General features: G+C 72.0%; 20 protein-coding genes. 11 read left to right on the top strand and 9 right to left on the bottom strand.

Translation table 11 applies throughout. The features are described from left to right. Positions 1–33 precede the first annotated feature (33 nt). The 6 genes from glmU to ABZ621_RS23660 all read left to right on the top strand — a co-directional run bounded on the left by glmU (position 34) and on the right by ABZ621_RS23660 (position 5,677). Positions 34–1,482 (top strand): bifunctional UDP-N-acetylglucosamine diphosphorylase/glucosamine-1-phosphate N-acetyltransferase GlmU, encoded by a 1,449-nt coding sequence (glmU, locus tag ABZ621_RS23685; protein WP_360607660.1) that lies wholly within the window; start codon positions 34–36, stop codon positions 1,480–1,482. Positions 1,483–1,611: 129 nt separating this feature from the next. Continuing rightward, positions 1,612–2,586, top strand: a complete 975-nt coding sequence (locus tag ABZ621_RS23680) for a ribose-phosphate diphosphokinase (RefSeq protein ID WP_031007234.1) — start codon at positions 1,612–1,614, stop codon at positions 2,584–2,586. 271 nt (positions 2,587–2,857) lie between these two features. Further along, a complete protein-coding gene (locus ABZ621_RS23675; protein WP_360607657.1) occupies positions 2,858–3,451 on the top strand; it encodes a 50S ribosomal protein L25/general stress protein Ctc in 594 nt (197 codons plus the stop codon). 87 nt (positions 3,452–3,538) lie between these two features. Continuing rightward, positions 3,539–4,135 (top strand): aminoacyl-tRNA hydrolase, encoded by a 597-nt coding sequence (gene pth, locus ABZ621_RS23670; protein ID WP_360607655.1) that lies wholly within the window; start codon positions 3,539–3,541, stop codon positions 4,133–4,135. A gap of 39 nt (positions 4,136–4,174) precedes the next feature. Beyond that, positions 4,175–4,618: a hypothetical protein gene (locus tag ABZ621_RS23665; RefSeq protein WP_360607653.1), complete on the top strand. Its 444-nt coding sequence runs from the start codon at positions 4,175–4,177 to the stop codon at positions 4,616–4,618. Between the two features lie 156 nt (positions 4,619–4,774). Further along, positions 4,775–5,677 (top strand): LPXTG cell wall anchor domain-containing protein, encoded by a 903-nt coding sequence (locus ABZ621_RS23660; RefSeq protein WP_360607651.1) that lies wholly within the window; start codon positions 4,775–4,777, stop codon positions 5,675–5,677. A 70-nt stretch (positions 5,678–5,747) separates the two neighbouring features. On the opposite strand, the gene ppc is transcribed toward ABZ621_RS23660, so the two are convergent. Next, positions 5,748–8,477, bottom strand: coding sequence for a phosphoenolpyruvate carboxylase (gene ppc, locus ABZ621_RS23655; RefSeq protein WP_360607649.1), 2,730 nt, complete (start codon positions 8,475–8,477; stop codon positions 5,748–5,750). A gap of 244 nt (positions 8,478–8,721) precedes the next feature. Between ppc and ABZ621_RS23650 the strand changes: the two genes are divergently transcribed. From ABZ621_RS23650 to ABZ621_RS23635, 4 genes are all read left to right on the top strand, one after another. Continuing rightward, positions 8,722–9,705: a fatty acid desaturase gene (locus ABZ621_RS23650; protein ID WP_360607647.1), complete on the top strand. Its 984-nt coding sequence runs from the start codon at positions 8,722–8,724 to the stop codon at positions 9,703–9,705. After that, on the top strand, positions 9,702–10,397 hold the full coding sequence (locus ABZ621_RS23645) for a TetR/AcrR family transcriptional regulator (RefSeq protein ID WP_206325414.1): 696 nt from the start codon (positions 9,702–9,704) through the stop codon (positions 10,395–10,397). The genes ABZ621_RS23650 and ABZ621_RS23645 overlap by 4 nt, the downstream gene beginning before the upstream one ends. Before the next feature lie 186 nt (positions 10,398–10,583). Further along, positions 10,584–12,308 carry a VCBS repeat-containing protein gene (locus ABZ621_RS23640; RefSeq protein WP_360607644.1) on the top strand — a complete coding sequence of 575 codons (1,725 nt, stop codon included), beginning with the start codon at positions 10,584–10,586 and terminating at the stop codon, positions 12,306–12,308. 184 nt (positions 12,309–12,492) lie between these two features. Then, the gene (locus ABZ621_RS23635; RefSeq protein ID WP_360607642.1) at positions 12,493–14,178 is read left to right on the top strand and encodes an FG-GAP-like repeat-containing protein; all 1,686 of its coding nucleotides are present in this window, start codon (positions 12,493–12,495) and stop codon (positions 14,176–14,178) included. Positions 14,179–14,252: 74 nt separating this feature from the next. On the opposite strand, the gene ABZ621_RS23630 is transcribed toward ABZ621_RS23635, so the two are convergent. Further along, entirely contained in the window at positions 14,253–15,107 is an 855-nt protein-coding gene (locus tag ABZ621_RS23630; protein WP_360607640.1) for a trans-aconitate 2-methyltransferase, read from the bottom strand. A gap of 161 nt (positions 15,108–15,268) precedes the next feature. On the opposite strand from ABZ621_RS23630, the gene ABZ621_RS23625 reads away from it, so the two are divergent. Next, a complete protein-coding gene (locus ABZ621_RS23625) occupies positions 15,269–15,766 on the top strand; it encodes a MarR family transcriptional regulator (protein ID WP_030494707.1) in 498 nt (165 codons plus the stop codon). Here ABZ621_RS23625 and ABZ621_RS23620 read toward each other — a convergent pair. The 7 genes from ABZ621_RS23620 to ABZ621_RS23590 all read right to left on the bottom strand — a co-directional run bounded on the left by ABZ621_RS23620 (position 15,725) and on the right by ABZ621_RS23590 (position 24,522). Continuing rightward, entirely contained in the window at positions 15,725–16,486 is a 762-nt protein-coding gene (locus tag ABZ621_RS23620) for a response regulator transcription factor (RefSeq protein WP_360607638.1), read from the bottom strand. The genes ABZ621_RS23625 and ABZ621_RS23620 overlap by 42 nt on opposite strands. A 247-nt stretch (positions 16,487–16,733) precedes the next feature. Beyond that, on the bottom strand, positions 16,734–17,873 hold the full coding sequence (gene galK / locus ABZ621_RS23615; protein ID WP_360607636.1) for a galactokinase: 1,140 nt from the start codon (positions 17,871–17,873) through the stop codon (positions 16,734–16,736). After that, positions 17,870–18,862, bottom strand: a complete 993-nt coding sequence (galE, locus tag ABZ621_RS23610; protein WP_360607634.1) for a UDP-glucose 4-epimerase GalE — start codon at positions 18,860–18,862, stop codon at positions 17,870–17,872. The genes galK and galE overlap by 4 nt, the downstream gene beginning before the upstream one ends. Beyond that, positions 18,859–19,902 carry a galactose-1-phosphate uridylyltransferase gene (gene galT, locus ABZ621_RS23605; protein WP_360607632.1) on the bottom strand — a complete coding sequence of 348 codons (1,044 nt, stop codon included), beginning with the start codon at positions 19,900–19,902 and terminating at the stop codon, positions 18,859–18,861. Before galT ends, galE begins: the two co-directional genes overlap by 4 nt. Before the next feature lie 98 nt (positions 19,903–20,000). Further along, positions 20,001–20,684, bottom strand: a complete 684-nt coding sequence (locus ABZ621_RS23600; protein ID WP_360607630.1) for a response regulator transcription factor — start codon at positions 20,682–20,684, stop codon at positions 20,001–20,003. Positions 20,685–20,854: 170 nt separating this feature from the next. Beyond that, entirely contained in the window at positions 20,855–22,684 is a 1,830-nt protein-coding gene (locus ABZ621_RS23595) for a PQQ-binding-like beta-propeller repeat protein (protein WP_360607628.1), read from the bottom strand. Further along, positions 22,681–24,522, bottom strand: coding sequence for a PQQ-binding-like beta-propeller repeat protein (locus tag ABZ621_RS23590; RefSeq protein ID WP_360607626.1), 1,842 nt, complete (start codon positions 24,520–24,522; stop codon positions 22,681–22,683). Before ABZ621_RS23590 ends, ABZ621_RS23595 begins: the two co-directional genes overlap by 4 nt. Positions 24,523–24,583: the final 61 nt, after the last annotated feature.

Genomic DNA, 24,583 nt, shown 5'->3' with positions numbered 1-24,583 from the left:
TGCGTCCACCACCCAAAGCCGAAGGGCATATCCGTGAGCGCCAACCGCCCGGCAGCCGTCGTCGTCCTCGCAGCGGGTGAGGGCACCCGCATGAAGTCCAAGACCCCCAAGGTCCTGCACGAGATCGCCGGGCGTTCGCTCGTCGGGCACGTCGTGTCCGCCGCGCGCGAGCTGGAGCCCGAGCACCTCGTGGTGGTCGTGGGGCACGCGCGGGAGCGGGTGCGGGGGCACCTGGAGGAGGTGTACCCGGGGACCCGTACCGCCGTGCAGGAGGAGCAGAACGGCACCGGGCACGCGGTGCGGATGGCGCTGGAGGAGCTCGGGGCCGCGCCCGAGGGGACCGTGGTCGTCGTCTGTGGTGACACCCCGCTGCTGTCCGGCTCGACGCTGAAGGGGCTCGCCGAGACGCACGCCGCCGACGGCAACGCCGTGACCGTGCTGACCGCCGAGGTGCCGGACTCCACCGGCTACGGGCGGATCGTGCGGGACGGGGCCACCGGCGCCGTGACCGCGATCGTCGAGCACAAGGACGCCTCCCCGGGCCAGCTGGACATCCGGGAGATCAACTCCGGCGTGTTCGCCTTCGACGGCGCCCTGCTCGCGCAGGCGATCAAGCAGCTGCGCACGGACAACAGCCAGGGCGAGGAGTACCTCACCGACGTGCTGTCGATCCTGCGCGAGGCCGGGCACCGCGTGGGCGCCTCCGTGGCCGCCGACCACCGGGAGATCCTCGGGATCAACAACCGCGTGCAGCTGGCCGAGGCCCGCGCGCTGCTGAACCGCCGCCTGATCGAGGCCGCGATGACGGCCGGCGTGACCGTGGTCGACCCGGCGTCGACGATCGTGGACGTGACCGTGACGTTCGAGCCGGACGCCGTGATCCACCCCGGTACGCAGCTGCTCGGCGCCACGCACATCGGCGAGGACGCCGAGGTCGGCCCGAACACCCGCCTGACGGACACCACCGTGGGCCGGGGCGCGCGGGTGGACAACACCGTGGCCGTCTCCGCCGAGATCGGCGACGGCGCCTCGGTGGGCCCGTACGCCTATCTCCGTCCGGGCGCGCGGCTCGGCGCGAAGGCGAAGATCGGCACGTACGTCGAGGTGAAGAACTCCTCGATCGGCGAGGGCACGAAGGTCCCCCACCTGTCGTACGTGGGTGACGCGACGATCGGCGAGTACTCGAACATCGGCGCGGCGAGCGTCTTCGTGAACTACGACGGCGTGGCCAAGCACCACACCACGATCGGGTCCCACTGCCGGACCGGTTCGGACAACATGTTTGTGGCTCCCATCACGATCGGGGACGGCGCGTACACCGCCGCCGGGTCCGTGATCACGAAGGACGTGCCGGCGGGTGCGCTGGCCGTCGCCCGGGGCCAGCAGCGGAATATCGAGGGCTGGGTCGCCCGGAAGCGGCCCGGCAGCGCTGCCGCGAACGCGGCCGAGGCGGCCTCGGAGGGGTCGGCCGGCGAAAGCTGACCGGAAACAGGTACGTCGAACTCGGCGTACCGTGATAGGTGCACACAAATTCGGCTGGTTCGCACACGCGCCCGGGACTCCGGGAGCGCGGGTCTTGCGGCCAGAGAACACGTCTGAGGAGACAGTGCTGTGACCGGGATCAAGACGACCGGCGAGAAGAAGCTGATGCTCTTCTCCGGCCGCGCCCACCCCGAGCTGGCCGAGGAGGTCGCACACCAGCTGGGTGTCGGTCTCGTTCCGACCAAGGCGTTCGACTTCGCCAACGGTGAGATCTACGTCCGCTTCCAGGAGTCGGCGCGCGGCGCGGACTGCTTCCTGATCCAGAGCCACACGGCTCCGATCAACAAGTGGATCATGGAGCAGCTGATCATGATCGATGCTCTGAAGCGGGCCTCGGCCCGGAGCATCACCGTGATCGTCCCGTCGTACGGCTACGCCCGTCAGGACAAGAAGCACCGTGGCCGCGAGCCGATCTCGGCCCGTCTGGTGGCGGACCTGATGAAGACGGCCGGCGCGGACCGGATCCTGACCGTGGACCTGCACACGGACCAGATCCAGGGCTTCTTCGACGGCCCGGTGGACCACCTGTCGGCGCTGCCGGTGCTCGCCGACTACGTGGGCGGCAAGGTCGACCGCGAGAAGCTGACGATCGTCTCCCCGGACGCGGGCCGCGTGCGGGTCGCCGACCGCTGGTGCGACCGTCTGGACGCGCCGCTGGCGATCGTGCACAAGCGCCGTGACAAGGACGTCGCGAACCAGGTGACGGTCCACGAGGTCGTCGGTGACGTGAAGGGCCGCGTCTGTGTCCTGGTGGACGACATGGTCGACACGGGCGGCACGATCTGCGCGGCGGCCGAGGCGCTCTTCGCGCACGGCGCCGAGGACGTCATCGTGACGGCGACGCACGGCATCCTGTCGGGTCCGGCGGCGGACCGTCTGAAGAACTCCAAGGTGAGCGAGTTCGTGTTCACGGACACGCTGCCGGTGCCCGGCTCGCTGGAGCTGGACAAGATCACGGTGCTGTCGATCGCGCCGACGATCGCGCGCGCGGTGCGCGAGGTGTTCGAGGACGGTTCGGTGACGAGCCTCTTCGAGGAGCACTGAGCCACGGGATCCACCGGATCCACAGGTTCACAGGTTCGCGGCGAGGGCCGTCTTCCCCGGTCGGGGGAGGCGGCCCTCGGGCGTTTCCCCCGGGGGTGATCCATTTGGGAGGCCGGGGGCGGCCGGGTAGACTGCTGAGGTTGCTCGGCGAGGGAGGCCGTGCCCGTTCAGGGTCGGCGCTCCGTTATCGACGCGCTCTTCGTAGCAGGCCATCGCCAGTCGGCGGCCGGGTGACAGTCGCATCCGTCACCACCACTACGAGGAGTGCCACATGTCCGAGGTGAAGCTCACCGCCGCCGTCCGCACCGAGTTCGGCAAGGGCGCCGCCCGCAAGATCCGCCGCGCCGCCGCCGTTCCGGCCGTTCTCTACGGTCACGGCACGGACCCGGTCCACCTGACGCTGCCGGCCCACGACACCGCGATGGCGCTGCGTACCCCGAACGTCCTGCTGTCCCTGGACATCGACGGCAAGGGCTCCGAGCTGGCCATCCCGAAGGCCGCCCAGCGCGACCCGCTGAAGGGTTCCCTGGAGCACGTCGACCTCCTCCTCGTGAAGCGCGGCGAGAAGGTCACCGTCGAGATCGTCGTCGAGACCGAGGGCGACCTTGCCCCGGGCGCCTTCCTGGTCGAGAACGTGCTGAACACGCTCTCCGTCGAGGCCGAGGCCACCCACATCCCGGAGTCCGTCACGGTCTCCATCGAGGGTCTGTCCGCCGGTGACTCGATCCACGCCAAGGACGTCGCGCTGCCGAAGGGCGCCACCCTGGTGACGGACCCCGAGGCCGTCGTCATCCAGATCCTGGCCGCGCAGGCCGAGGAGCCGGCCGCGGAGTCCGCCGAGGGCGACGAGGCCGCCGAGGCCTGAGCCGTAGGCTCTTGTCCGACGTGACGGGGTGACGGGCCGCACGGCCCGTCACCCCGTTTCTCTTTTCGTGTGACCAAGGAGTGGGCGATGACCGACGACGCGAACGCGCCCTGGCTGATCGTCGGCCTCGGCAACCCGGGGCCGGAGTACGCGGGCAACCGCCACAACATCGGCTTCATGGTGGTGGACCTGCTGGCGGAGCGGATCGGCGGGAAGTTCAAGCGGGCGCAGAAGGCGCAGGCGCAGGTCGTGGAGGGCCGGCTCGGTCCGGTGGGCCCGGCGAACCGGCGGGTGGTGCTGGCGAAGCCGATGTCGTACATGAACCTGTCCGGCGGGCCGGTGACGGCGCTGCGCGACTTCTACAAGGTGCCGACGGCGCACGTCGTGGCGGTCCACGACGAGCTGGACATCGACTACGCGACGCTGCGGCTGAAGCTGGGCGGCGGCGACAACGGGCACAACGGTCTGAAGTCGATGACGAAGTCGATGGGCGCCGACTACCACCGGGTGCGGTGCGGGATCGGGCGTCCGCCGGGCCGGATGCAGGTGGCGGACTTCGTGCTGAAGGACTTCTCGTCGACCGAGCGCAAGGAGCTGGACTGGTTCGTGGACCGGTCGGCGGACGCGGTCGAGTGCCTGGTGACGGAGGGCCTGGAGCGGGCGCAGTCGGCGTACAACTCCTGACCGTCGCCTTTCGGCCGTACGACTGTACGATCGCGGGTCATGACGCACGTCCGGAACGCCGCCATGGTCCTCGTCGCCGTCCTGCTCGTCGTCGCGGGGGTGTGGGCGTCGTGGGCGTCGGCGCAGCACGTGCTCCTCGCCAAGGGGCGTGAGCACGGGACGCTGACGGTGACGGGGTGCACGGACGAGCGGTGCAGCGGTGCGTACGCGCCGGAGAACGCGGGTTCGTCCCGGCGGACGCTGACGATCGAGCGGTCGGTGGCGGCGGGGCCGGGTGCGGTGATCCCGGTGGTGGTGAAGCCGGGCACGGACGAGGGCGTACGGACCGGCTGGGGCGGCGGGCTGCACGCCTGGCTGCCGCTGGGCGGGGCGCTGGTCCTGGCCTCGCCGCTGGTGGCGGGCGGCCTGCGGCTGCGGCGGACGGCGTGGTCGCTGGCGGGCGCGGGGGCGGCGCTGTGGGTGGCGGCGTTCGTGGCGCTGTGACGTGCGGGGATGACGTGCCGCTGGGTATGGCCGGATTCAACCAGTTTCCTGGCGGGATCGTTATGTGCCTCTGGGTTAAGGGTGGCTTAAAGCGACGGATAAGCTGCGGGCGCCACCTCCCACGGCATCCCTCATCCCACAGATGGACGACTGCACATGCGACGCTCCCTTGTTACTTCCGGCGCCCTGGTTGCCGCCGTGGCGGGGTCCCTGATCCTGGCGGGCCCTGCGTCCGCGACGGTTGCGGACCCGAACACGGTCACCCTGAACCAGAAGCTGCCGCTCACGGCTGCCGACGCCAAGCCGGGCGAGTGCCCCGACAGCATCCCGGCCGACCAGGACGGCTGGCACTTCGTCCTGCCCGGCAACTCGGGCGAGTTCGTCAAGCTGGAGGTCACCTTCGAGCCCGGCGGCACCCAGGTCATCGAGGACTTCAGCACCTTCGGCAACCCCGAGGGCAAGCACGCGTACGTGGCCTCCCCGGCCGGTGCCACGCTGACCGCGGCCACGGCCACGATCAACGGCACCACGCCGCAGGACGAGTTCCAGCTCTCCCACACCTGCGCCGCGGAGGGCGAGGAGACCACCGGTGGCACGGCCACCGGTGAGACCACGACCGGCGAGACCACCACGGGCGAGACGACCACGGGTGAGACGACGACCGGCGAGACCACCACGGGTGAGACCACCACGGGTGAGACGACGACCGGCGAGACCACCACGGGCGAGTCCACCGCCACCGGTGAGACGACCGCCACGGGCGAGACCACCGCGACCGGTGAGACCACCGCGACCGGCGGGTCCTCCGCCACCGGTGAGACCGCGACCGGCGAGACCACCACGGGCGAGACCACCACGGGCGAGACGACCGCCACGGGCGGCGACGCCGCCACCGGTGACGTCAAGGGCGAGACCGACACCAAGGGCGGCTCCGAGGAGGGCAACCTCGCGGAGACCGGTTCGAGCGCGCCGGTCGGCGTGATGGCCGGCGTCGCCGCCGCGCTCGCCGCGGCCGGTGCGTTCCTGGTGCTGCGCCGCCGCAAGGCCGCGCAGGGCTGACGCACACCCCGGTAGCGAGAAGTGCCCCCACGGGATTCCCGTGGGGGCACTTCTCATGGTTCCGGCGGCGTCAGCCGGTGTTGCGCAGGCCCGCGGCGACGCCGTTGACCGTGAGCAGCAGGGCCCGCGCGAGCAGCGGGTCCGGCTCCACGCCGGCCTCGGCGTCGGCGCGCTGGCGGGCGATGAGGGCGACCTGGAGGTAGGAGATCGGGTCCAGGTAGGCGTCGCGGATGGCGAAGGTCTGCTGGAGGGCCGGGTGGGAGTCGAGCAGCTTCTCGCCGCCGGTGACCCTGAGGACCTCCTCCACGGTGAGCGCGTGCTCGGCCTCGATCGTGTCGAAGACGTGCTTGAGCTCGTCCGGGACGAGGGTGTCGACGTAGTGGCGGGCGATCCGCAGGTCCGTCTTCGCGAGCGTCATCTCCACGTTGGAGAGGAAGTTCCGGAAGAAGTGCCAGTGCTCGTGCATCTCGCCGAGGACCGCGTCGAGGCCGGCCTCGCGCAGGGCCTTGAGGCCGGAGCCGACACCGAACCAGCCGGGGACGATCTGGCGGGACTGGGTCCAGCCGAAGACCCACGGAATGGCGCGCAGGCCGTCGAGCGAGACGCCCGAGCCGGGGCGGCGGGCGGGCCGCGAGCCCAGGTGCAGGTCGGCGAGCTGGTCGACCGGTGTGGAGGCGAGGAAGTACGTCGGGAGGTCGGGGTCCTCGACGAAGGCGCGGTAGGCGGCGTGGGCGGCTTCGGAGACGACGTCCATGGCCGCGTCCCAGCGGGCGAGCGCCTCGTCGGACTGGCGGGGCGCGGTGTGCAGGGCGGAGGCCTGGAGGGTGGCCGCGACGGTCAGTTCGAGGTTCTCGCGGGCCAGCGACGGGATGAGGTACTTGTCGGAGATGACCTCGCCCTGCTCGGTGACCTTGATCTCGCCCTCCAGGGTGCCCCAGGGCTGGGCGAGGATCGCGTCGTGCGAGGGGCCGCCGCCGCGGCCGACGGTGCCGCCGCGGCCGTGGAAGAGGCGGAGGCGGACGCCGTAGCGGTGGGCGACGTCGCGGAGCCGGCGCTGGGCGCGGTGGATCTCCCACTGGCTGGTGGTGATGCCGCCGAACTTGGAGGAGTCGGAGTAGCCGAGCATGACCTCCTGGACGTCGCCGCGGAGCGCGACGAGGCGTCGGTAGGAGGGGTCGGCGAGCATGTCGTTGAGGATGACGTCGGCGGCCTTGAGCTCGTCGGTGGTCTCCAGGAGCGGCACGATGCCGATCTTGGCCCAGCCGGCGTGCAGGTCGATCAGGCCGGCCTCGCGGGCGAGGACGGTGGCGGCGAAGACGTCGTCGGCGCCCTGGCACATCGAGATGATGTAGGACTCGATGACCTCGGGGCCGAAGCGCTCGAAGGCTTCCTTGACGGTGTGGAAGACGCCGAGGGTCTTCTGGCCGGGGGCGTCGAGCGGAGCCGGGGTGGGGGCGAGCGGCCGGCGGGAGCGGAGCTCCTTGGCGAGGAGCTTCTGCCGGTAGTCGCGCGGCATGTCGGCGTACCGCCAGGACTCCTCGCCGAGGCGGTCGAAGAGCTGGCCGAGGGCGTGGTGGTGGGCGTCGGCGTGCTCGCGGACGTCCATGGTGGCGAGCTGGAGGCCGAAGGCGGCGAGGGTGCGGATGGTGCGGTCCATCCGGCCGTCGGCGAAGAGGCCGCCGCGGTGCTCGCGCAGGGAGGTCTGGATGAGGGTGAGGTCGTGGATGAGCTCGGCGGTGCCCAGGTAGTCGCGGCCCGTCTGGTGGGGGGTGCCGGCGGCGAGGCGCTCGCGGGTGTTGAGGAGCTTCTGGCGGACGCAGGTGGCCTTGAGGCGGTACGGCTCCTCGGCGTTGAGCCGCTTGTAGCGCGGGCTGATCTCGGGGAGGAGGTCGAGGTCGCGCTGGAGGGAGTCCAGGAGTTCCTGGGTGGCTCCGGTGTAGCGGATGGAGTTGGAGAGCAGGCCGCGGAGGAAGTCGATGAGCTCCAGGGCGTCGGTGATGCCGTGCTCGTGCTGGAGGATCAGGACGTCCCAGGTGACCTGGGGGGTCACGTTGGGGTTGCCGTCGCGGTCGCCGCCGATCCAGGTGCCGAAGGTGAGGGGGCGGGTGCCGGCGGGGAGCTCGTAGCCGACGCGCTCCAGCTCGGCGGCGAGGTCCTCCAGGACGTCGCCGACGGCGCCCGCGTGCAGCTCGTCGAGGTAGTAGATGGCGTTGCGGGCCTCGTCGGCGGGCTCCGGGCGGACGACGCGGAGTTCGTCGGTCTGCCAGATGAGGTCGATGTTCTCGGCGAGGCGGAGGTCGTGGCGGCGCCGGTCGGCCTCGATGACCGGGCTCTCCAGGAGAGCGCCGATGCGGCGGAGCTTGTTGAGGACGGAACGGCGGGCGGCCTCGGTGGGGTGCGCGGTGAAGACGGGGCGCACGTTGAGGTTCTTGACCGTCTCGCGGACGTGGGCGGGGTCGCCGTCCTTGAGCATGTCGGCGGTGCGGGCGATGAGGCCGCCCTCGGCGGCGCGCTTCTCGCGCAGTTCGCGGCCGCGGTGGACCTGCTCGGTGACGTTCGCCAGGTGGAAGTAGGTGGAGAAGGCGCGGACGAGCTTGGCCGCCGTCTCCAGTTCGACGCCGCGGAGGAGCTCGGCGGCGGCGTCGCCGTCCTCGCGGGTGAGTCGCCGGACCTTCTCGACGAGGTCGAGGAGGTCGTGGCCCTCCTGGCGTACGAGGGTCTCGCCGAGGAGGTCGCCCAGTCGGCGGATGTCGGCGCGCAGCTCTGCGTTGGTGGTGGGAGTCTGGTCGGCACTGCTCACAGGTGTGGCTCCTTGCAGTGTTCAAGCACGTCTGGAGGGTTCTGGAGGCTTGCGGACCGCGCTGTCCGGCGTTCCCAGGATAGGTGTCCATTCCCTGGACGTGGGCGAGCCCCCCGCTTGTGCCCTCTTGCCGGGTGCCGTCGCGCTGCCATACTTACGTCGCCGTAGGTTACGCATCCGTAGCCTCGGCCCGGTCGTTTCCGGCCGCGCCTTCACTCTCTCCCTCACCCCCCAGGGGACACGCATGACCATCACCCCCGAGGTGACCTCGGCGTCCGAGACGCCGGACTCGGTCCAGGCCCTGCCCTCCGCCACGCTCGGCGGCGACAGCAAGGGTTCCGTCGAACAGCTCGCGCTGGGGCTGTTCATCGTGGTGCCGTTCGTGGCACTCCTCGCGGCGGTGCCGCTGGCCTGGGGCTGGGGGGTGAGCTGGCTGGATCTCGGTCTGATGACGGCGATGTACTTCATCGGCTGCCATGGCATCACGATCGGTTTCCACCGGTACTTCACTCACGGTTCGTTCAAGGCGAAGCGGCCGCTGCGGATCGCGCTGGCGATCATGGGTTCCCTCGCGGTGGAGGGGCCGCTGGTGCGGTGGGTGGCGGATCACCGCAAGCACCACAAGTTCTCGGACGCCGACGGCGACCCGCACTCGCCGTGGCGGTTCGGCGAGACGGTCCCGGCGCTGCTGAAGGGCTTGTGGTGGGCGCACATCGGCTGGATGTTCGACGAGGAGCGGACGCCTCAGCACAAGTACGCGCCCGATCTGATCAAGGACGCGGCGATCCGGCGGATCTCGCGGCAGTTCGTGCTGTGGACGATCGTGTCGCTGGCGATCCCGCCGGTGATCGGCGGTCTGGTGACGTGGTCGTGGTGGGGCGCGTTCACGGCGTTCTTCTGGGGTTCGCTGGTCCGGGTCTGCCTGCTGCACCACGTGACGTGGTCGATCAACTCGATCTGTCACGCGATGGGCAAGCGTCCGTTCAAGTCGCGTGACCGTTCGGGGAACGTGTGGTGGCTGGCGGTGCTGTCCTGCGGGGAGTCGTGGCACAACCTGCACCACGCGGACCCGACGTCGGCGCGGCACGGCGTGCTGAAGGGGCAGATCGACTCCAGCGCGCGGCTGATCCGCTGGTTCGAGCTGGCGGGCTGGGCGACCGACGTGCGCTGGCCGGCGCAGTCCCGGATCGACGCCCGGCGCCAGGTCTCGGCCTCCGACGCGGCATGATGGAGGACGTGGCGATCGACGGCAGTTCCAGCAGCACCAGCGGTACGGGCGGTACCGGAGCGAAGCCCCGGCGGAGCCGCCGGGTGCGGATGACCGGGGCGGAGCGCCGGGAGCAGCTCCTGGACATCGGCCGGACGCTCTTCGCCGAGAAGGGGTTCGAGGGCACGTCGGTGGAGGAGATCGCGGCGAAGGCCGGGGTCTCGAAGCCGGTGGTGTACGAGCACTTCGGCGGCAAGGAGGGGCTGTACGCGGTCGTGGTCGACCGGGAGATGCGCCAGCTCCTCGACGGGGTGACGGGCGCGCTGACCGCGGGCCATCCGCGGGAGCTCCTGGAGCAGGCGGCCTTCGCCCTGCTCGACTACATCGAGAACTACACGGACGGGTTCCGGATCCTGGTCCGGGACTCGCCGGTGGCGCAGTCGACGGGCACGTTCGCCTCGCTGATCAGTGACATCGCCACGCAGGTCGAGGACATCCTGGGCCTGGAGTTCAAGGCGCGCGGCTTCGATCCGAAGCTGGCGCCGCTGTACGCGCAGGCGCTGGTCGGCAGCGTGGCGCTGACGGGCCAGTGGTGGCTGGACGTCCGCAAGCCGAAGAAGGCGGAGGTCGCGGCGCACCTGGTGAACCTCGCGTGGCACGGCCTGGACGGCCTGGAGCAGAAGCCGCGGCTGATAGGGCACCGGAAGAACTGACCGCCCGGTCCGGGGCCGTCGACCTGACGGATCCCGAAAAGACTCGTTGCCGGATCAACGATCAAGGTTATGATCCCCCCACATCCGGGGGGGGTGTCCGCCCTCCGCGCGTGCCTTCTGCCGCGCGGAGCAGGAGCGGAACCCTGCCCTGGAACCTGTTCTCACGTTCCCCAGGGGGGGATCACTTTGCGTACCGCTTTCTCCCTGCGCGGCCGACGGATCGCCGCGTGCACCGCGCTCGCCCTCTCCGCCGGCATGCTGCTGGCGTCTCCCGCCGTGGCCCAGCCCACGCCCCCGCCGGCCGCCGAGCAGCCGCGCCGCGCCGCGGCCCCGCTGCCCGACCTCGACCTGTCGCCGCTGCGCTCCGGCGCGACCGCCCGCACGGCGGAGGCGGGCGCGGTGCTGCCGTCCCGCTTCGACGTCGACGGCGACGGCTTCACGGACATCCTGTACCGCGACTGGAACCACACGCTCGGCGTGGTGCCGAGCAGCGACGCCGAGGGCGGGGAGTGGTACCGCTCCGGTGCCGCCGAGGTCGCGCTGGACCTGGTCCCGCTCGGCGACCAGAACGGCAACGGCCAGCCCGAGGTGCTGGTGTTGACCCAGTACGGAAAGGCCGAGCTGCACGGCGACGGCATGTTGTCCGGCTCGTACGGCCACTCCTGGACCGGCGGCGGCTGGAACGTCTACAACAAGGTCTTCTCACCCGGTGACGTCGACGGCGACGGCCGCTTCGACCTGCTGGCCCGCAAGCACAACGGCGAGCTGTACTTCTACCGTGCGACGGGCAACCTCGCGGCTCCTTTCTCGGCGCCGGTGAAGGCCGGTTTCGGCTGGGGGGCCTTCGACCAGCTCGTCGGCATCGGCGACAACGACGGCGACGGCCGGGGCGACGTGGTGGCCCGCACGTCCGACGGCAACCTGTACTTCTACGGCAGCACGGGCGTGAAGACGAACCCGTTCAAGCCGAAGAAGCTGATCGGCGGCGGCTGGAACACGTACAACCAGCTCCTGTCGGCCGACGACATGAACGGCGACGGGCACGCCGACCTGTTCGCCCGGTCCGTCGACGGCACGCTGTGGGCCTACCAGGGCCGCGGCAACGGCACGTTCACCTCCCGCGCGCGCGTCTCGTCGTCCGGCGGGTACGTCTCGGTCAACCAGTTCGCCGGTTCCGGCGCGATCGCCTACGCGGGCAAGAACGCGCTGATGGCCCGGACGTCCGGCGGAACCCTGTACTGGTACGGGACGATGAACAACGGCAAGCTGACGCCGCGCGACCAGGTCGGCGAGGCGGGCGACTGGGCGGGCGCCCCGATGGGCTTCGCCTCCTCGCTGGACACGGACGGCCACGGCGACCTGCACTTCACGTACGACGGCTCCCTCTACACCAACAACTGGACCGGCGGCGGCTGGGGCTCGTACAACCACGTCTTCGGGCCCGGCGACCTGAACGGCGACGGCAAGGGCGACCTGCTGGCCCGGAACCGCTCGGGCGTGCTGTACCTGATGCGGGGCAACGGCGAGGCCACCGGCTTCGCGTCGCGGATCCGGATCGGCAGCGGCTGGGGCTCGTACAACCGTCTGATCGGCGCCGGTGACATCTCCGGCGACGGCCGGACGGACATCCTCGCGCGGGACGGCTCGGGCACGCTGTGGCTGTACAAGGGCACGGGCGTGTCGACGCGTCCGTTCGCGACCCGGCAGCAGGTCGGTGGTGGGTGGAACACGTACCGGCAGATCGTCGCCCCCGGCGACGTGGACGGCGACGGCCGCGCGGACATCCTCGCGACGACTCCGGGCGGCACCCTGTACCGCTACCACTCGACGGGAGCGACGACCGCGAAGGCCACGTTCGGCAAGCGCGCCGAGGTCGGCGCCGGCTGGCAGGTCTACCCGGACCTGTACTAGTCCCCGTTCCGCCCGGCATCGGCCTCCGTTCATCCGGATGTCGGTGCCGGGCGTTACACTCACGCACACATCGGGAGAGGCGTTCGCCCTTCGCACATACACGCCCAAAGTGCGTGGCGAAGGCGTGCGGAACCCGCCCCGGTACCCACATCTTCATGTTCCCCAGGGGGGGATTTTGCGTTCCATGTTCTCCGGGCGTGGCCGTCGTATCACCACGTGCACCGCGCTCGCCCTCTCCGCCGGCATGGTGCTGGCGACTCCCGCGTCGGCCGCCGAGCCGGCGCCGCGTACCACCGTCGAGAAGGCCAAGCCGTCCTTCACGCTGCCGAAGCTGGTCCGTCCGGACCTGGCGGACGGCTCCGCCCGCGCCGGCGCGCAAGCGGCCGAGGCCGTCGCGCCGCTCCTGTCCGACCTGGACCTCGACGGCGTCGACGACATCATCTACCGCTGGGCCGACGGCGAGCTGTACTCGACCGCCAGCGACACCGACGTGGTCGAGCTGGCCCGCGTCGACAACATCGCCAAGGACATCATCCCGATCGGCAACCAGAACGGTGAGGCCGAGCCCGAGGTCCTGGTCCTCTCCGAGAACGGCGCGCTGACGCTCTACCAGGACGTCGCCCCGACCGGCACGCCGTACGAGTACCCGGTGGGCGGCGGCTGGCAGGCGTACAACAAGATTACCTCGCCCGGTGACGTGAACGCCGACGGCCGCGCCGACGTGATCGCCCGCGCCAAGGACGGCCAGCTCTACCTGTACCTGGCCACCGGCGTCCCGTCGAAGCCGCTCGGCACGCGGATCGCCGTCGGCGGCGGCTGGAACGACTACGACCAGCTGGTCGGCGCCGGCGACGTCAACGGCGACGGCAAGGCCGACCTGTACGGCCGCAAGGCCGACGGCCAGCTGTACTACTACGTCGGCACGGGCTCCACGACCCGTCCGTTCGAGACCCGCAAGCTGATCGGCGGCGGCTGGCAGACCTACAACCAGATCTTCCCGGCGGGCCAGGACGGCTCCCTGTGGGCGCGGGACAACAAGGGTGCGCTCTTCCTGTACCTGCCGAAGGGCGACGGCACCCTGAACGGGCGCCAGAAGGTCTCCGCGGACGGCGAGTTCGCGGGCATCGAGCAGTTCGCGCTCGGCGGCAACATCGCGTACACCGGCAAGGACGGCCTGATCGCCCGTGACGGCGCCGGCACCCTGTGGTTCTACGGCAGCTCGACCACCGGCCGGCTGACCAAGCGCCAGGCGATCAGCGACACCGGCGAGTGGGCGGGCACCACGTGGACGGCCCTGTCCTCGCTGAACGCGGACGGCCGGACCGACGTCCTGGAGAAGCTCGTCGGCGACCTGTACATCGAGATGCTGTACATCGGCGGCGGCTGGGGCGGCTACAACGCCTTCGTCGGCGCGGGCGACCTGAGCGGCGACGGCAAGGGCGACCTGCTGGCTCGCGACAGCTCCGGCGTCCTGTACCTGTACAAGGGCAACGGCGAGGGCGACGCCTTCGCCTCGCGGATCCGCGTCGGCTCCGGCTGGGGCCAGTTCAACAAGCTGTTCGGCGCCGGTGACTACAACGGCGACGGCAAGAACGACCTCCTCGCCCGCAGCAGCACCGGCGTCCTGTACCTGTACGCGGGCACCGGCAGCGCCACCGCCCCGTTCGCGGCGAAGAAGGAGATCGGCTCCGGCTGGAACACGTACAAGCACCTGGCCGCGGCCGGCGACCTCAACGCCGACGGCAAGGGCGACATCGTCGGCGCCACCTCCGGCGGCGACCTGTACACCTACCTGAACACGCTGCCGAACAAGTTCTCGGCGCGTTCGCTCTACGGCCCGGGCTTCCAGATCTACAACCAGATCTCCTAGTCCTCGGCGCCCCGTCGTCCGCCCCCGCACCGGTTCCCTCCGGTGCGGGGGCGGACGCGTTCTCGCGGGGTGTCTCAGGCGGGTTTGCGGGCGACGGCGAAGACGCGGCGGAAGGGGAAGACCGTGCCGTCCCGGCCCGGGGGGTAGGCCTCGCGGAGGAGGTCGCGGTACTGGGCGAGGAAGGCGTCGACGGCCTCCCGGTCGTCGCCGAGGGTGGTGAGGACGGGGCGCAGGGCGGTGCCCTTGACCCAGTCGAGGACGGGGTCCTCGCCCTGGAGGAGCTGGCAGTAGACGGTCTCCCAGACGTCGGTCTCGCAGCCGAGGGCGGTGAGGCGGGTGAGGTAGTCGGGCGCTTCGAGGATGTGGACGAAGCGGCGGCCCTGGCCGGCGAGGCGCTCGCGCCATTCGGGGCGGGCGCAGAGTTCGCCGAGGAGGGCGTGGCTGGGGGAGGTGAAGTTGCCGGGGACCTGGAAGGCGAGGACGCCGCCGGGGCGCAGGCCGTCGATCCAGGCGGCGAAGGACTCGGGGTGGTTGGGGACCCACTGGAGGGCGGCGTTGGAGACGATCAGGTCGTAGGGCTCGGTGGGGGTCCAGTGGGCGGCGTCGGCGGGGCGGAAGTCGAGCCAGCCGCCGCCGGCGGTGGTGCCCGACCAGTCCTTCTCGGCCTGTTCGAGCATCTCGGGCGAGAGGTCGAAGCCGGTGATGTGGGCGTCGGGCCAGCGGTCGGCGAGGAGGGCGGTGACGTTGCCGGGTCCGCAGCCGAGGTCGGCGATGCGGGCGGGGCGGCCGTGGTCGGGGAGGCGCGGTATTCGGCTGAGGAGGTCGAGGAAGGGGCGGGTGCGGTGGGTGGAGTGGCGGAGGTACTGGTGCGGGTCCCAGACCGGCGCGACGGCGGAACCCTGGGCTGGCACGGACGACACGGAATGCATGTTCGAAGCCCCCTTGCAGGTGTGAGGCGGTGAAACGGAACCGGTTCCGGCCCGGTCCCTTCCCCGCCTTTCGGCCAAATATATCTCGATATCAAGATTCATGACATCGAGAAACTTGACTCCAAGAGACTTTATGTCAACAGACCCACTACACTGATCACATGGAGGACGAGGTCGACCGGCTGGTCGCTGCATGGCGCCGTGAGCGCCCGGACCTCGACGTGGAGCCGTTGGAGGTCCTCAGCCGGGTCTCCCGGCTGGCCCGGCACCTCGACCGCGCGCGCCGGCTCGCCTTCTCCGAGCACCAGCTGGAGCCCTGGGAGTTCGACGTCCTCACCTCGCTGCGCCGCGCCGGAGCCCCGTACCAGCTCTCCCCCGGCCAGCTCCTCACCCAGACCCTGGTGACCTCGGGCACGATGACCAACCGCATCGACCGGCTCACCAAGAAGGGCCTGGTCGAGCGGCTCCCCGACCCCAGCGACCGGCGCGGGGTCCTGGTCCGCCTGACCCCCGAGGGGCGCGACCGCGCCGACGAGGCGCTCGCCGGGCTGCTCGCCCAGGAGCGGGCCATCCTCGCCCAGCTCTCCCGCCCCCAGCGCGCCGAACTGGCCGCCCTGCTACGCCGGCTGACCGCCCCGTTCGACAACGTCCCCGGCTAGCGCCGGCAGCGGCGCCGGGCCCACGCCCGCCCGCCGGGCCAGGGCCACCGCCGCGAGCGTCGAGTGGACGCCCAGCTTCCCCAGCACGTTCTGCATGTGCGTGCGGACCGTGTGCGGGGAGAGGAAGAGCCGCTCCGCCACCGCCTTGCGGCCCAGGCCCGCCACCATGCAGCGCAGCACCTCCCGCTCGCGCGGGGTCAGCGACTCCACGAGCCGCTCGCTCTCCGTCCGGTGCCGCCGGGCCGCCGTCAGCTCCCGCAGCACCCCGGTCAGCAGCGCCGGCGGCAGATGCGTCTCGTCCCGCAGCACCCCCCGCACCACGGCGAGCAGCCGCTGGAGCGAGGAGTCCTTCGCCACCCAGCCGGAGGCCCCCGCCTGGAGCGCGAGCGCGGCGCGGCGGGCGTCGTCCTTCTCCGCGAGCACGACCGTACGCACCGAAGGCTGGACCTTCCGCACCCCCGCGACCAGCGAGATCCCGTCCACGGCGGGCTCGCCCTCCGGAGGGGGCGGCACGGCCGCGGGCAGCACGCCCAGATCGGCGTCGACGAGCAGCACGTCGAACCGGCGCCCCTCCGCGGCGCCCCGGTCCAGACAGCGCATGGCGGCGGGACCGGTGCCGGCGGCGGCGACGTCGACGTCCGGCTCGGCCGCGAGCGCGGCCGCCAGCGACTCGGCGAAGACGCGGTGGTCGTCCACCACCAGGACCCGGATTCGTGCCACGGACACCCCCAAGTGTCGAGGAGAGACCGACGCGGTACGGCGCCGGAGGGCGGGTCCGTCGGGCACACGGCCGCCGCCGTGACCAGACTGCTACCCCGCTCCCGGCGCCGTACCCGGCGGTCTCGCTCCCCTGAACGGCACCGGCCCCCACCGGTGCTGCCCCACAGAGTAGGGGCGGGGCACCGCCGTGGGGGCCGATTGGCGGAAGTGTCCGAAGTCGACCGTCCGTGAGGCCGTCCGGGGCTCCTCAGAGGCGGCGGGCGCCCGCCGAGGGGACGGCCGGGAAGATCCCCGGCTCCGCGTACCCGGCGCCCGCGAAGGCCTTCCGGACCGCCGCCGCGACGTCCTCCGCCCGGTCCGCCTCGACCAGGACCACCGCCGAGCCGCCGAAGCCGCCGCCGGTCATCCGGGCGCCGAGCGCCCCGGCCGCGTTCGCCGCCTCGACCACCAGGTCCAGCTCCGCGCAGGAGACCCGCAGGTCGTCCCGGAGCGAGGCGTGGCCCTCGGTGAGGAGCGGGCCGACCTCCCGGGTCGCGCCGGCGTCGAGCAGGGCGATCACCCGGACCACCCGGTCGTTGTCCGACACCACGTGCCGGACGTACCGCAGAATCGTCCCGTCGCTCAGACGGTCGAGCGCGGCGGGCAGATGCGCGGCGTCCACCTCGCGCAGGGCACGCACCCCGAGCGCCCGCGCGCCCGCTTCACAACCGGCGCGCCGCTCCGCGTACGCGCCGTCCCCGAGGGCGTGCTTCACCCGGGTGTCGACGACGAGGAGCGCGAGCCCCTCGGCGGCGAGGTCGAAGGGCACCTGACGGTAGGACAGGTCCCGGGTGTCCAGGTGGAGGGCGTGGCCCTCCTCGGCGCAGGCGGAGGCCATCTGGTCCATGACGCCGCAGGGCACGCCGACGAAGGCGTTCTCGGCGCGCTGGGCGATCCGGGCCAGCTCGGGCCGGGTGAGCCCGAGCTCGAAGAGGTCGTTCAGGGCGAGGGCGGTGACGACCTCCAGGGCCGCCGAGGAGGAGAGCCCGGCGCCGGTCGGCACGGTGGAGGCGAGGTGCACGTCGGCGCCGGCCACCGGGTGCCCGGCCTCCCTCAGTGCCCAGACGACCCCGGCCGGGTAGGCGGCCCAGCCGCCGCCGGAGAGGGGTTCCAGGTCCGCCACGCCGAGCTGGACGATCCCGCCGTCGGCATCCCCGGAGTGCAGCCGCAGGACGCCGTCGTCGCGGCGGGAGACGGCGGCGACGGTGGTGTGCGGCAGGGCGAGCGGCAGCACGAAGCCGTCGTTGAAGTCGGTGTACTCCCCGATGAGGTTGACCCGCCCCGGGGCGGCCCAGACCCCGTCGGGCGCGGCGCCGTACAGCGCCTCGAAGCCGGCGGCGACGCTCATGCGCGCTCCTCCTGTCGGTGCCGGGCGAAGGCCCAGGCGTCGGCGACGACGTCCGCCAGGTCGGGGCGGGACGGGATCCAGCCGAGCCGCTCGCGGGCGGCGTCGGCGGAGGCGACCAGGACGGCCGGGTCGCCGGGGCGGCGCCCGGCGGCGATCTCCGGGACCGGGTGGCCGGTGACCTTGCGGACGGTCTCGATCACCTCGCGGACGGAGAAGCCGTTGCCGTTGCCGAGGTTGCAGACCAGGTGCTCGCCGGCCGGCACGGTGCCCCGGGTCATGGCGTCGAGGGCGAGCAGGTGGGCCTCGGCGAGGTCGGCGACGTGGATGTAGTCGCGGACGCAGGTGCCGTCGGGGGTCGGGTAGTCGTCGCCGTAGACGGAGATGGCCTCGCGGCGGCCGAGGGCGACCTGGAGGACCAGCGGGATGAGGTGCGACTCGGGGTCGTGGCGTTCGCCGAGCCCTCCGTACGCCCCGGCGACGTTGAAGTAGCGCAGCGAGGCGGCGGCGAGGCCGTGGGCGGCGCACTCGCCGGTGATCATGTGGTCGACGGCCAGCTTGCTCGCCCCGTACGGGCTGGTGGGGGCGGTGGCCGCGGCCTCGGTGATCGGGACGGTCTCGGGCTCGCCGTAGGTGGCGGCGGTGGAGGAGAAGACCAGCCGGCGGACGCCGGACGCGCGCATCGCGGCGAGCAGCGCCATGGTGCCGCCGACGTTGTTCTCCCAGTACTTCTCCGGCTGGGCGACGGACTCGCCGACCTGCGAGTACGCGGCGAAGTGCAGCACGCCGTCGTAGGAGCCGTCGAGCCAGCGGGCGGCGTCCTGGACGCGGCCCTCGACGAACTCGGCGCCGGCCGGGACGCCCTCCCGGAAACCGGTGGAGAGGTCGTCGAGGACGGTGACCCGGTCCCCCCTCTCCAGGAGGTGGGCGGCGACCGTGCCGCCCACATAGCCCGCCCCGCCCGTGACCAGGTACTTCTTCGCCGTCGTCATGCGCTTGCCACCTCTCGGATGCGCCGGGCCGCGTCCTCCGGCCGGATGTCGTTCATGAACGCGCCCATGCCGGACTCGGTGCCCGCGAGGAACTTCAGCTTGCCGGAGGCGCGCCGGACCGTGAACAGCTCCAGGTGCAGTCCGAAGTCCTCCCGCCGCTCGTCCGTGAACGGCGCCTGGTGCCAGGCGGCGATGTAGGGCGTGGGCGGCTCCGCCGGGCCGAAGATCCGGTCGAAGCGCCTCAAGAGTTCCAGATGGACCTGTGCGAACTCCGCACGGGCGGCCTCGTCGAGGCCGAGCAGGTCGGGGACGCGCCGCCGGGGGTGGAGGTGGACCTCGTACGGCCACTTGGCGGCGTACGGCACGAAGGCGATCCAGTGCTCGGTCTCCAGGACCACCCGTTCGCCGTCGGCGCGCTCGCGGGCGACGAGGTCGTCGAAGAGGTTGCGGCCGGTCTCCCGGCGGTGCTCGTCGATGCGGCGGCGCATGAGGGCGGTGCGGGGGGTGATGTACGGGAAGGCGTAGATCTGGCCGTGGGCGTGGGGCAGGGTGACGCCGATCTCCTGGCCCCGGTTCTCGAAGCAGTAGACCTGCTGGACGCCGGGGAGGGCGGAGAGGGCGGCGGTGCGGTCGGTCCAGGCGTCGAGGACGAGGCGGGCCCGCTCCTCGGTGAGGTCGGCGAAGGAGGCGGTGTGGTCGTCGGTGAAGCAGACGACCTCGCAGCGGCCGACGCCGCCGGAGAGGGACGGGAAGCGGTTCTCGAAGACCGCGACCTCGTAGCCCTCCTCGGGGATCTCGCTCTCGCGGCCGTCCCTGGCCGGGCAGAGCGGGCAGGCGTCGGCCGGCGGGAGGTAGGTGCGGGTCTGCCGGTGCGAGGCGACGGCGACGTGGTCGCCGGTCAGCTCGTCGAACCGGATCTCCGAGCGGGAGGTGACGGGGGCGAGGGGGCGCGGGTCGACGGCGGTGCGGACGAGGTCGTCGCGACGGTCGTAGTAGATGAGCTCGCGCCCGTCGGCGAGCGTGGTGACGGTCTTCTTCACGGGGTGCCTCCGGGCGCGAACAAACAGAACCACGCACAAAGAACCACAACCGAACATCGAGGTCAAGGGCGCGGCCCCACGGGGCCCCTCCGTGGAACTCAGTACGCCGTGCGCTGCCGCGGCACCGCCCGGTCGAGCAGCCCGGTCCTCGCCGCCAGCGCCGCCGCCTCCAGACGCGACCCGACACCCAGCTTCATCAGCACCCGCTGCACATGCGTCCGCGCCGTGCTCGGCGCGATCCCCATCCCCGCCGCGATCAGCCGGGTGTCCTCCCCCTCGGCCACCCGCACCAGGACCTCCACCTCGCGGTGGGTCAGCAGCCCGAGGAGGCGCTGCGCCTCGTCGTCCGGCTGCGCCGCCGGGTTCAGCAGCTCCGCGAAGGCCCCGGCGAGCAGCTGCGGCGCCACGGCGGCCTCCCCCGCCCGCGCCTTCAGCAGGGCCCGCTCGACGCCCTCGATCCGCTCGTCGTGCCGGACGTACCCGGACGCCCCGGCCGCGAAGGCGGCGGCGATCCCGCGCGGCGACGGCACCGGCCCGAGGACGACCACGGCCACCTGCGGCCGCTCCCGCTTGATCCGCGCGACCGGCTCGAAGGCCCCTTCCGCGGCCGGCGCCGCGGTGCCGAAGAGGCACACCTCGGGGGCCCGGCCCACCACGACCTCCGCCGCCCCCGCGGCCGGCGCGGCCGCCGCGAGCACCCGGTGCCCGCGCAGCTTCAGCGCCGAGGCGAGCGCCTCCGCGTGCAGGCGGTGGTCGTCCACGACCACGAGCCGAACGCCCATCCCGTCATCCCCCATCCCCCGGGCCGGCCGTTCCCCGGCACTTCCGATCCCGGCAAGCTACACGCTCCCCCGCCCCACGGTCCGTCAACCTCCGCCGCCCGAAAGGGGGACGGGACGCGCGAAGGGCCTCCCCGGTGTCCCGGGGAGGCCCTTCGCGTGGGTCGCGGACGTCAGCCCTTGGTGCTGAACGAGACCGCGAGGTACTTCTTGTCGAGGGCGGAGCCGGACTCCCTCGGCTTGTTGGCGTAGGTGCCGGAGATGAAGAACCGGCCGTCGCCGTAGAGGAGTTCGGCGCCGGTGATCGAGAAGCTGGACTCGATGGACCGGTTCGCCTTGTCCGAGGGGTTCTCCAGGAGCAGCGTCGGCTTCATGGTGCCCGCGTGGACGGAGACGAGCTGCCCGCCCTTGTCGTGCGGGGGCATCTTGTACGCGATGAGGTCACCGCCGTCCATGCGCAGCGGCATCAGCACGTAGCCGTCGCCCGCGTCGGCCTTCTCGGGCGCCATCTTGCCGTCGGCGAGGCTGAAGGCGACGATCTCGTTGGTCTCGTCGCCGTACTCGCCGGTGGAGCCCTCGTGCTCCTCGGTCGGCAGGTAGAGCCGGTCGTCGCCGACGAGGGCCTGCGAGCACTCCTCCACCGAGGTGGCGCCGCACTCGGCCGCGTAGCGGTCCGGGTTGGCCGTGATCTTGGTCCGCAGCTTGCCGGTCTTCTCGTCGATGGAGAAGAAGTCCGAGACGCTGCTGCCGTCGTCGGCGGCGTCGCCGACGTTGGCCGCGACCACCAGCGGCTTGGTCGAGACGACCGAGGTGTACTCCACGCCCTGCGGCATCTTGAACTCGGAGAGCGGCTTGCCCGACTTCGGGTCCAGGTTCTGGACGGAGATGGTCTGGGCGCCGTACTTGCCGCACTTGCGGACCGCGACGAGGCCGGCGCCGCCGCCGTACCCCATGTCGTAGCAGCCCTGGTCGTTGGACTGCGGCTTCCAGAGCACCTTGCCGGTGGCCGCGTCGAAGGCCGCGCCGCCGTCGGTGCCGCCGGCCGCGACGGTGCCGCCGCCGAGCGTCACCTCGCTGAAGCGGGCCTTCTCGTCGCCGCCGCCGCTGACGGAGGCGGACCACAGGAGCTTGCCGGTGTTCAGGTCGAGCATGCCGACCTGGTTGCAGCTCTGGTAGTACCGGGGCGCGACGCGCTTCTTCTCCTCGAAGAGCACCGGCACCTTGTTGTCCTCGGTCTTGTGCCGGGACGCGCCGCAGACCTGGCCGGCCAGCGGGATCGTCCAGGAGACCGTGCCCTTGTCGATGTCGTAGCCGACGACCGAGTTGACGCCCGTCTTCACGAAGGTCTTGTCGGTGATCCAGGAGCCGTCGACGGGCGTGGTGTCGGGCACCGTCGGCACGTCGATCCGGAAGGCGAGGCGGGCTCCGGTCTTGCCGCCCGGCTTCTCCTTGCCCTTGCCGCCCAGGCCGTTGGCGGCGGGGCCGTCGCCGCCGCCGGAGGCGCCGCCGTCACCGCCGCCGTTCGGGGACTGGCTGGTGCCGCCGGTCGGCTTGGCGTCCGGGGACGGGTCCGAGCCGGAGTTGGCGTACCAGATGCCGCCGCCGACGATCAGGGCGACGGCCACGGCCGCCGCGACGATGATCTGCGCCTGCGCGGACAGCTTCCGGCGGCCGCCCGGAGCGGCGGCCGGGACCTGCTGCTGCGGCGCGGTCGGGTAGCCGTACGGCTGCTGCGGCTGCTGCGGCTGGTTCGGATAGCCGTACGGCGGCGGAACCGGCTGCTGGTACTGCGGGGCCTGCTGGGGGGGCTGCTGGTACTGCGGGGCCTGCTGCGGGTAGCCGTAGCCGGGCTGGCCCTGCGGGGCCTGCGGGTAGCCGTAACCGGGCCCGTTCGGGTCCTGCGGGGCGCCGAAGCCGCCCGGCGGCGGGCCGGGGGGCTGGTTCGGCGGCTGGTTCGGCGGCTGGTTCGGCGGCTGGTTCGGAGGCGGGGGCGGCTGGGTCACTTGCTGAAGCCCATCATCGTCTTGGTCTCCTTCTCCTCGGCGTCGTTCGACGCCGAGACCCGGCCCGCCGCGATCACGAAGGTGCCGTTGCCGTAGGCGTAGCCCGCGCTGAAGAAGCCGCTCTCGATCTGCGCGACCGACACGGGGTGCTTGAGGAGGATCTTCGGCGCGCCGCCGGCCGGGGCGATCGTCGCGACCGCGCCGCCCTTGTCGTACTTGGGCGAGACGTAGGCGAGGACCTCGCCGCCCTCCATGCCCAGCGGGGACATCTGCTGCTCGTCGGGGGCCTTGGAACGCCACTTCGGCTTGCCCGTGTTGAGGTCGAAGGCGACGACCTCGTTGGAGGTGCCGTACGCGGTGTCGGTCGCCATGTAGAAGGTGTCGCCGCCGGCGGCGACGCCGGTGCAGCCCTGGAGGTTGCGGCCGAAGATGACCAGGCCGCCGCCGCAGCGCGGGGCGTACTTGTCCTTGCCGCCCTGGATCTCGGAGCGCACCTTGCCGTCCGGCTTGAGCGCGACGATCGACCACTTCTTCTGCTCGCGCTGGAAGGCGGAGACGACGAGCGGGTTCACCGAGTAGACCTTGTCGACCTCCCAGGTGGCGGCCAGCCGGTAGGTCCACTTGGCCTTGCCCGTGTTGGGGTCGACCTCGCTGATCGTGTGCTGTTCCTTGCTCACGTCGGCGGTGCGGCACTGGCTGGCGGCGATCAGCTTGGTGGCGTCGCCGGCGTAGGCGTACGGCTTGCAGTCGCCGGTGGGGCCGGTGAAGACCTGCTTGCCGTCGGTGAGGGAGAAGCCGTAGGCGCTGCTGCTGCCGGCCGCGGTGACCGTGTTGCCGCCGATGGCGAGGGTGTTGTCGGAGAAGGCGAAGAGGCCGGTCGGCTTCGGGACGGCCTTCTTCCAGCCCGCCTTGCCGGTCTTGAGGTCGATCTGCTGGAGCATCGAGCACTTGGCGCCGTCCTTGGCGCTCTCCTCGTACCCGAAGACCATGATGCCGTTGGCGCCGGGCTGGGCCGGGGCCGCGCACAGCTTGAACGGCAGGTCGACCGACCACTTCTTGGCGCCGTCGGTCAGGGAGTAGCCGGAGACGCCCTTGTACATCGCCTTGACAACGGTGTCGCCGACGATCCAGGGGCCGAAGACCTCGGAGCCGTTGCGGGGCAGGTCGACGTCGTTGGTGGTGAGGAAGTTGACCTTCGCCTCGCCCTCCTGGCGGGCCGCGTTGAGGTCGTCCTCGCCGCCCTTGTCGCCGTCGCCGGAGCCGTCGCCCTGGTCGACCGACTCGGTCGGCTCGGGACCGGTGGTGGCGCTGGAACTGGCCGTCGGGCTCGTCGCGACGGTCGGCTTCTCGTCGTCACCGCCGCCGACGACGGCCCAGGTGGTGACACCGGCGACGAGCACGGCGGCGGCCGCGACGATCGCGACGAGGCCGGTGCGGCCCTTGAACGGGCCCCCGCCGGAACCGCCGTCCGGGGCGGGCGCGCCCGGGTACATCGGCTGGGTCTGGCCCGGGTAGCCGCCGTAGGGGCCGGGCTGCTGCTGCCCGTACGGACCCGGCTGCTGCGGCTGGCCGTACGGCCCCGGCTGCGGGGCCTGCTGCGGATAGCCGTACGGCGGCGGGACCGGCTGCTGGTGCTGCGGCGGCTGCTGCGGGTAGCCGTAGCCGGGCTGGGCCTGCGGCGGCTGGCCGGGCGCCTGGGGCGGGACCGGCGGCATCTGCGGCGGCTGGGCCGGCATCTGCGGCGGCTGCGCCGGCGGGACGGGCGGCATGCCGCCCTGGTTCGGATCCTGGGGAGCTCCGAAGCCCCCCGGCGGCTGGTTGCTGGGCGGCTGGGTCATCAGCGCTTCCCCCTTGCTGTGAGCGGGTTTTCTTTCTACCACTCACCCGGTGGCGCAAAAG

Source organism: Streptomyces sp. NPDC007863, from assembly GCF_040633895.1.
Lineage (GTDB): Bacteria > Actinomycetota > Actinomycetes > Streptomycetales > Streptomycetaceae > Streptomyces.
Note: the sequence above shows the minus strand (reverse complement) of the source record. Positions and strands in the feature narration are given on the sequence as shown.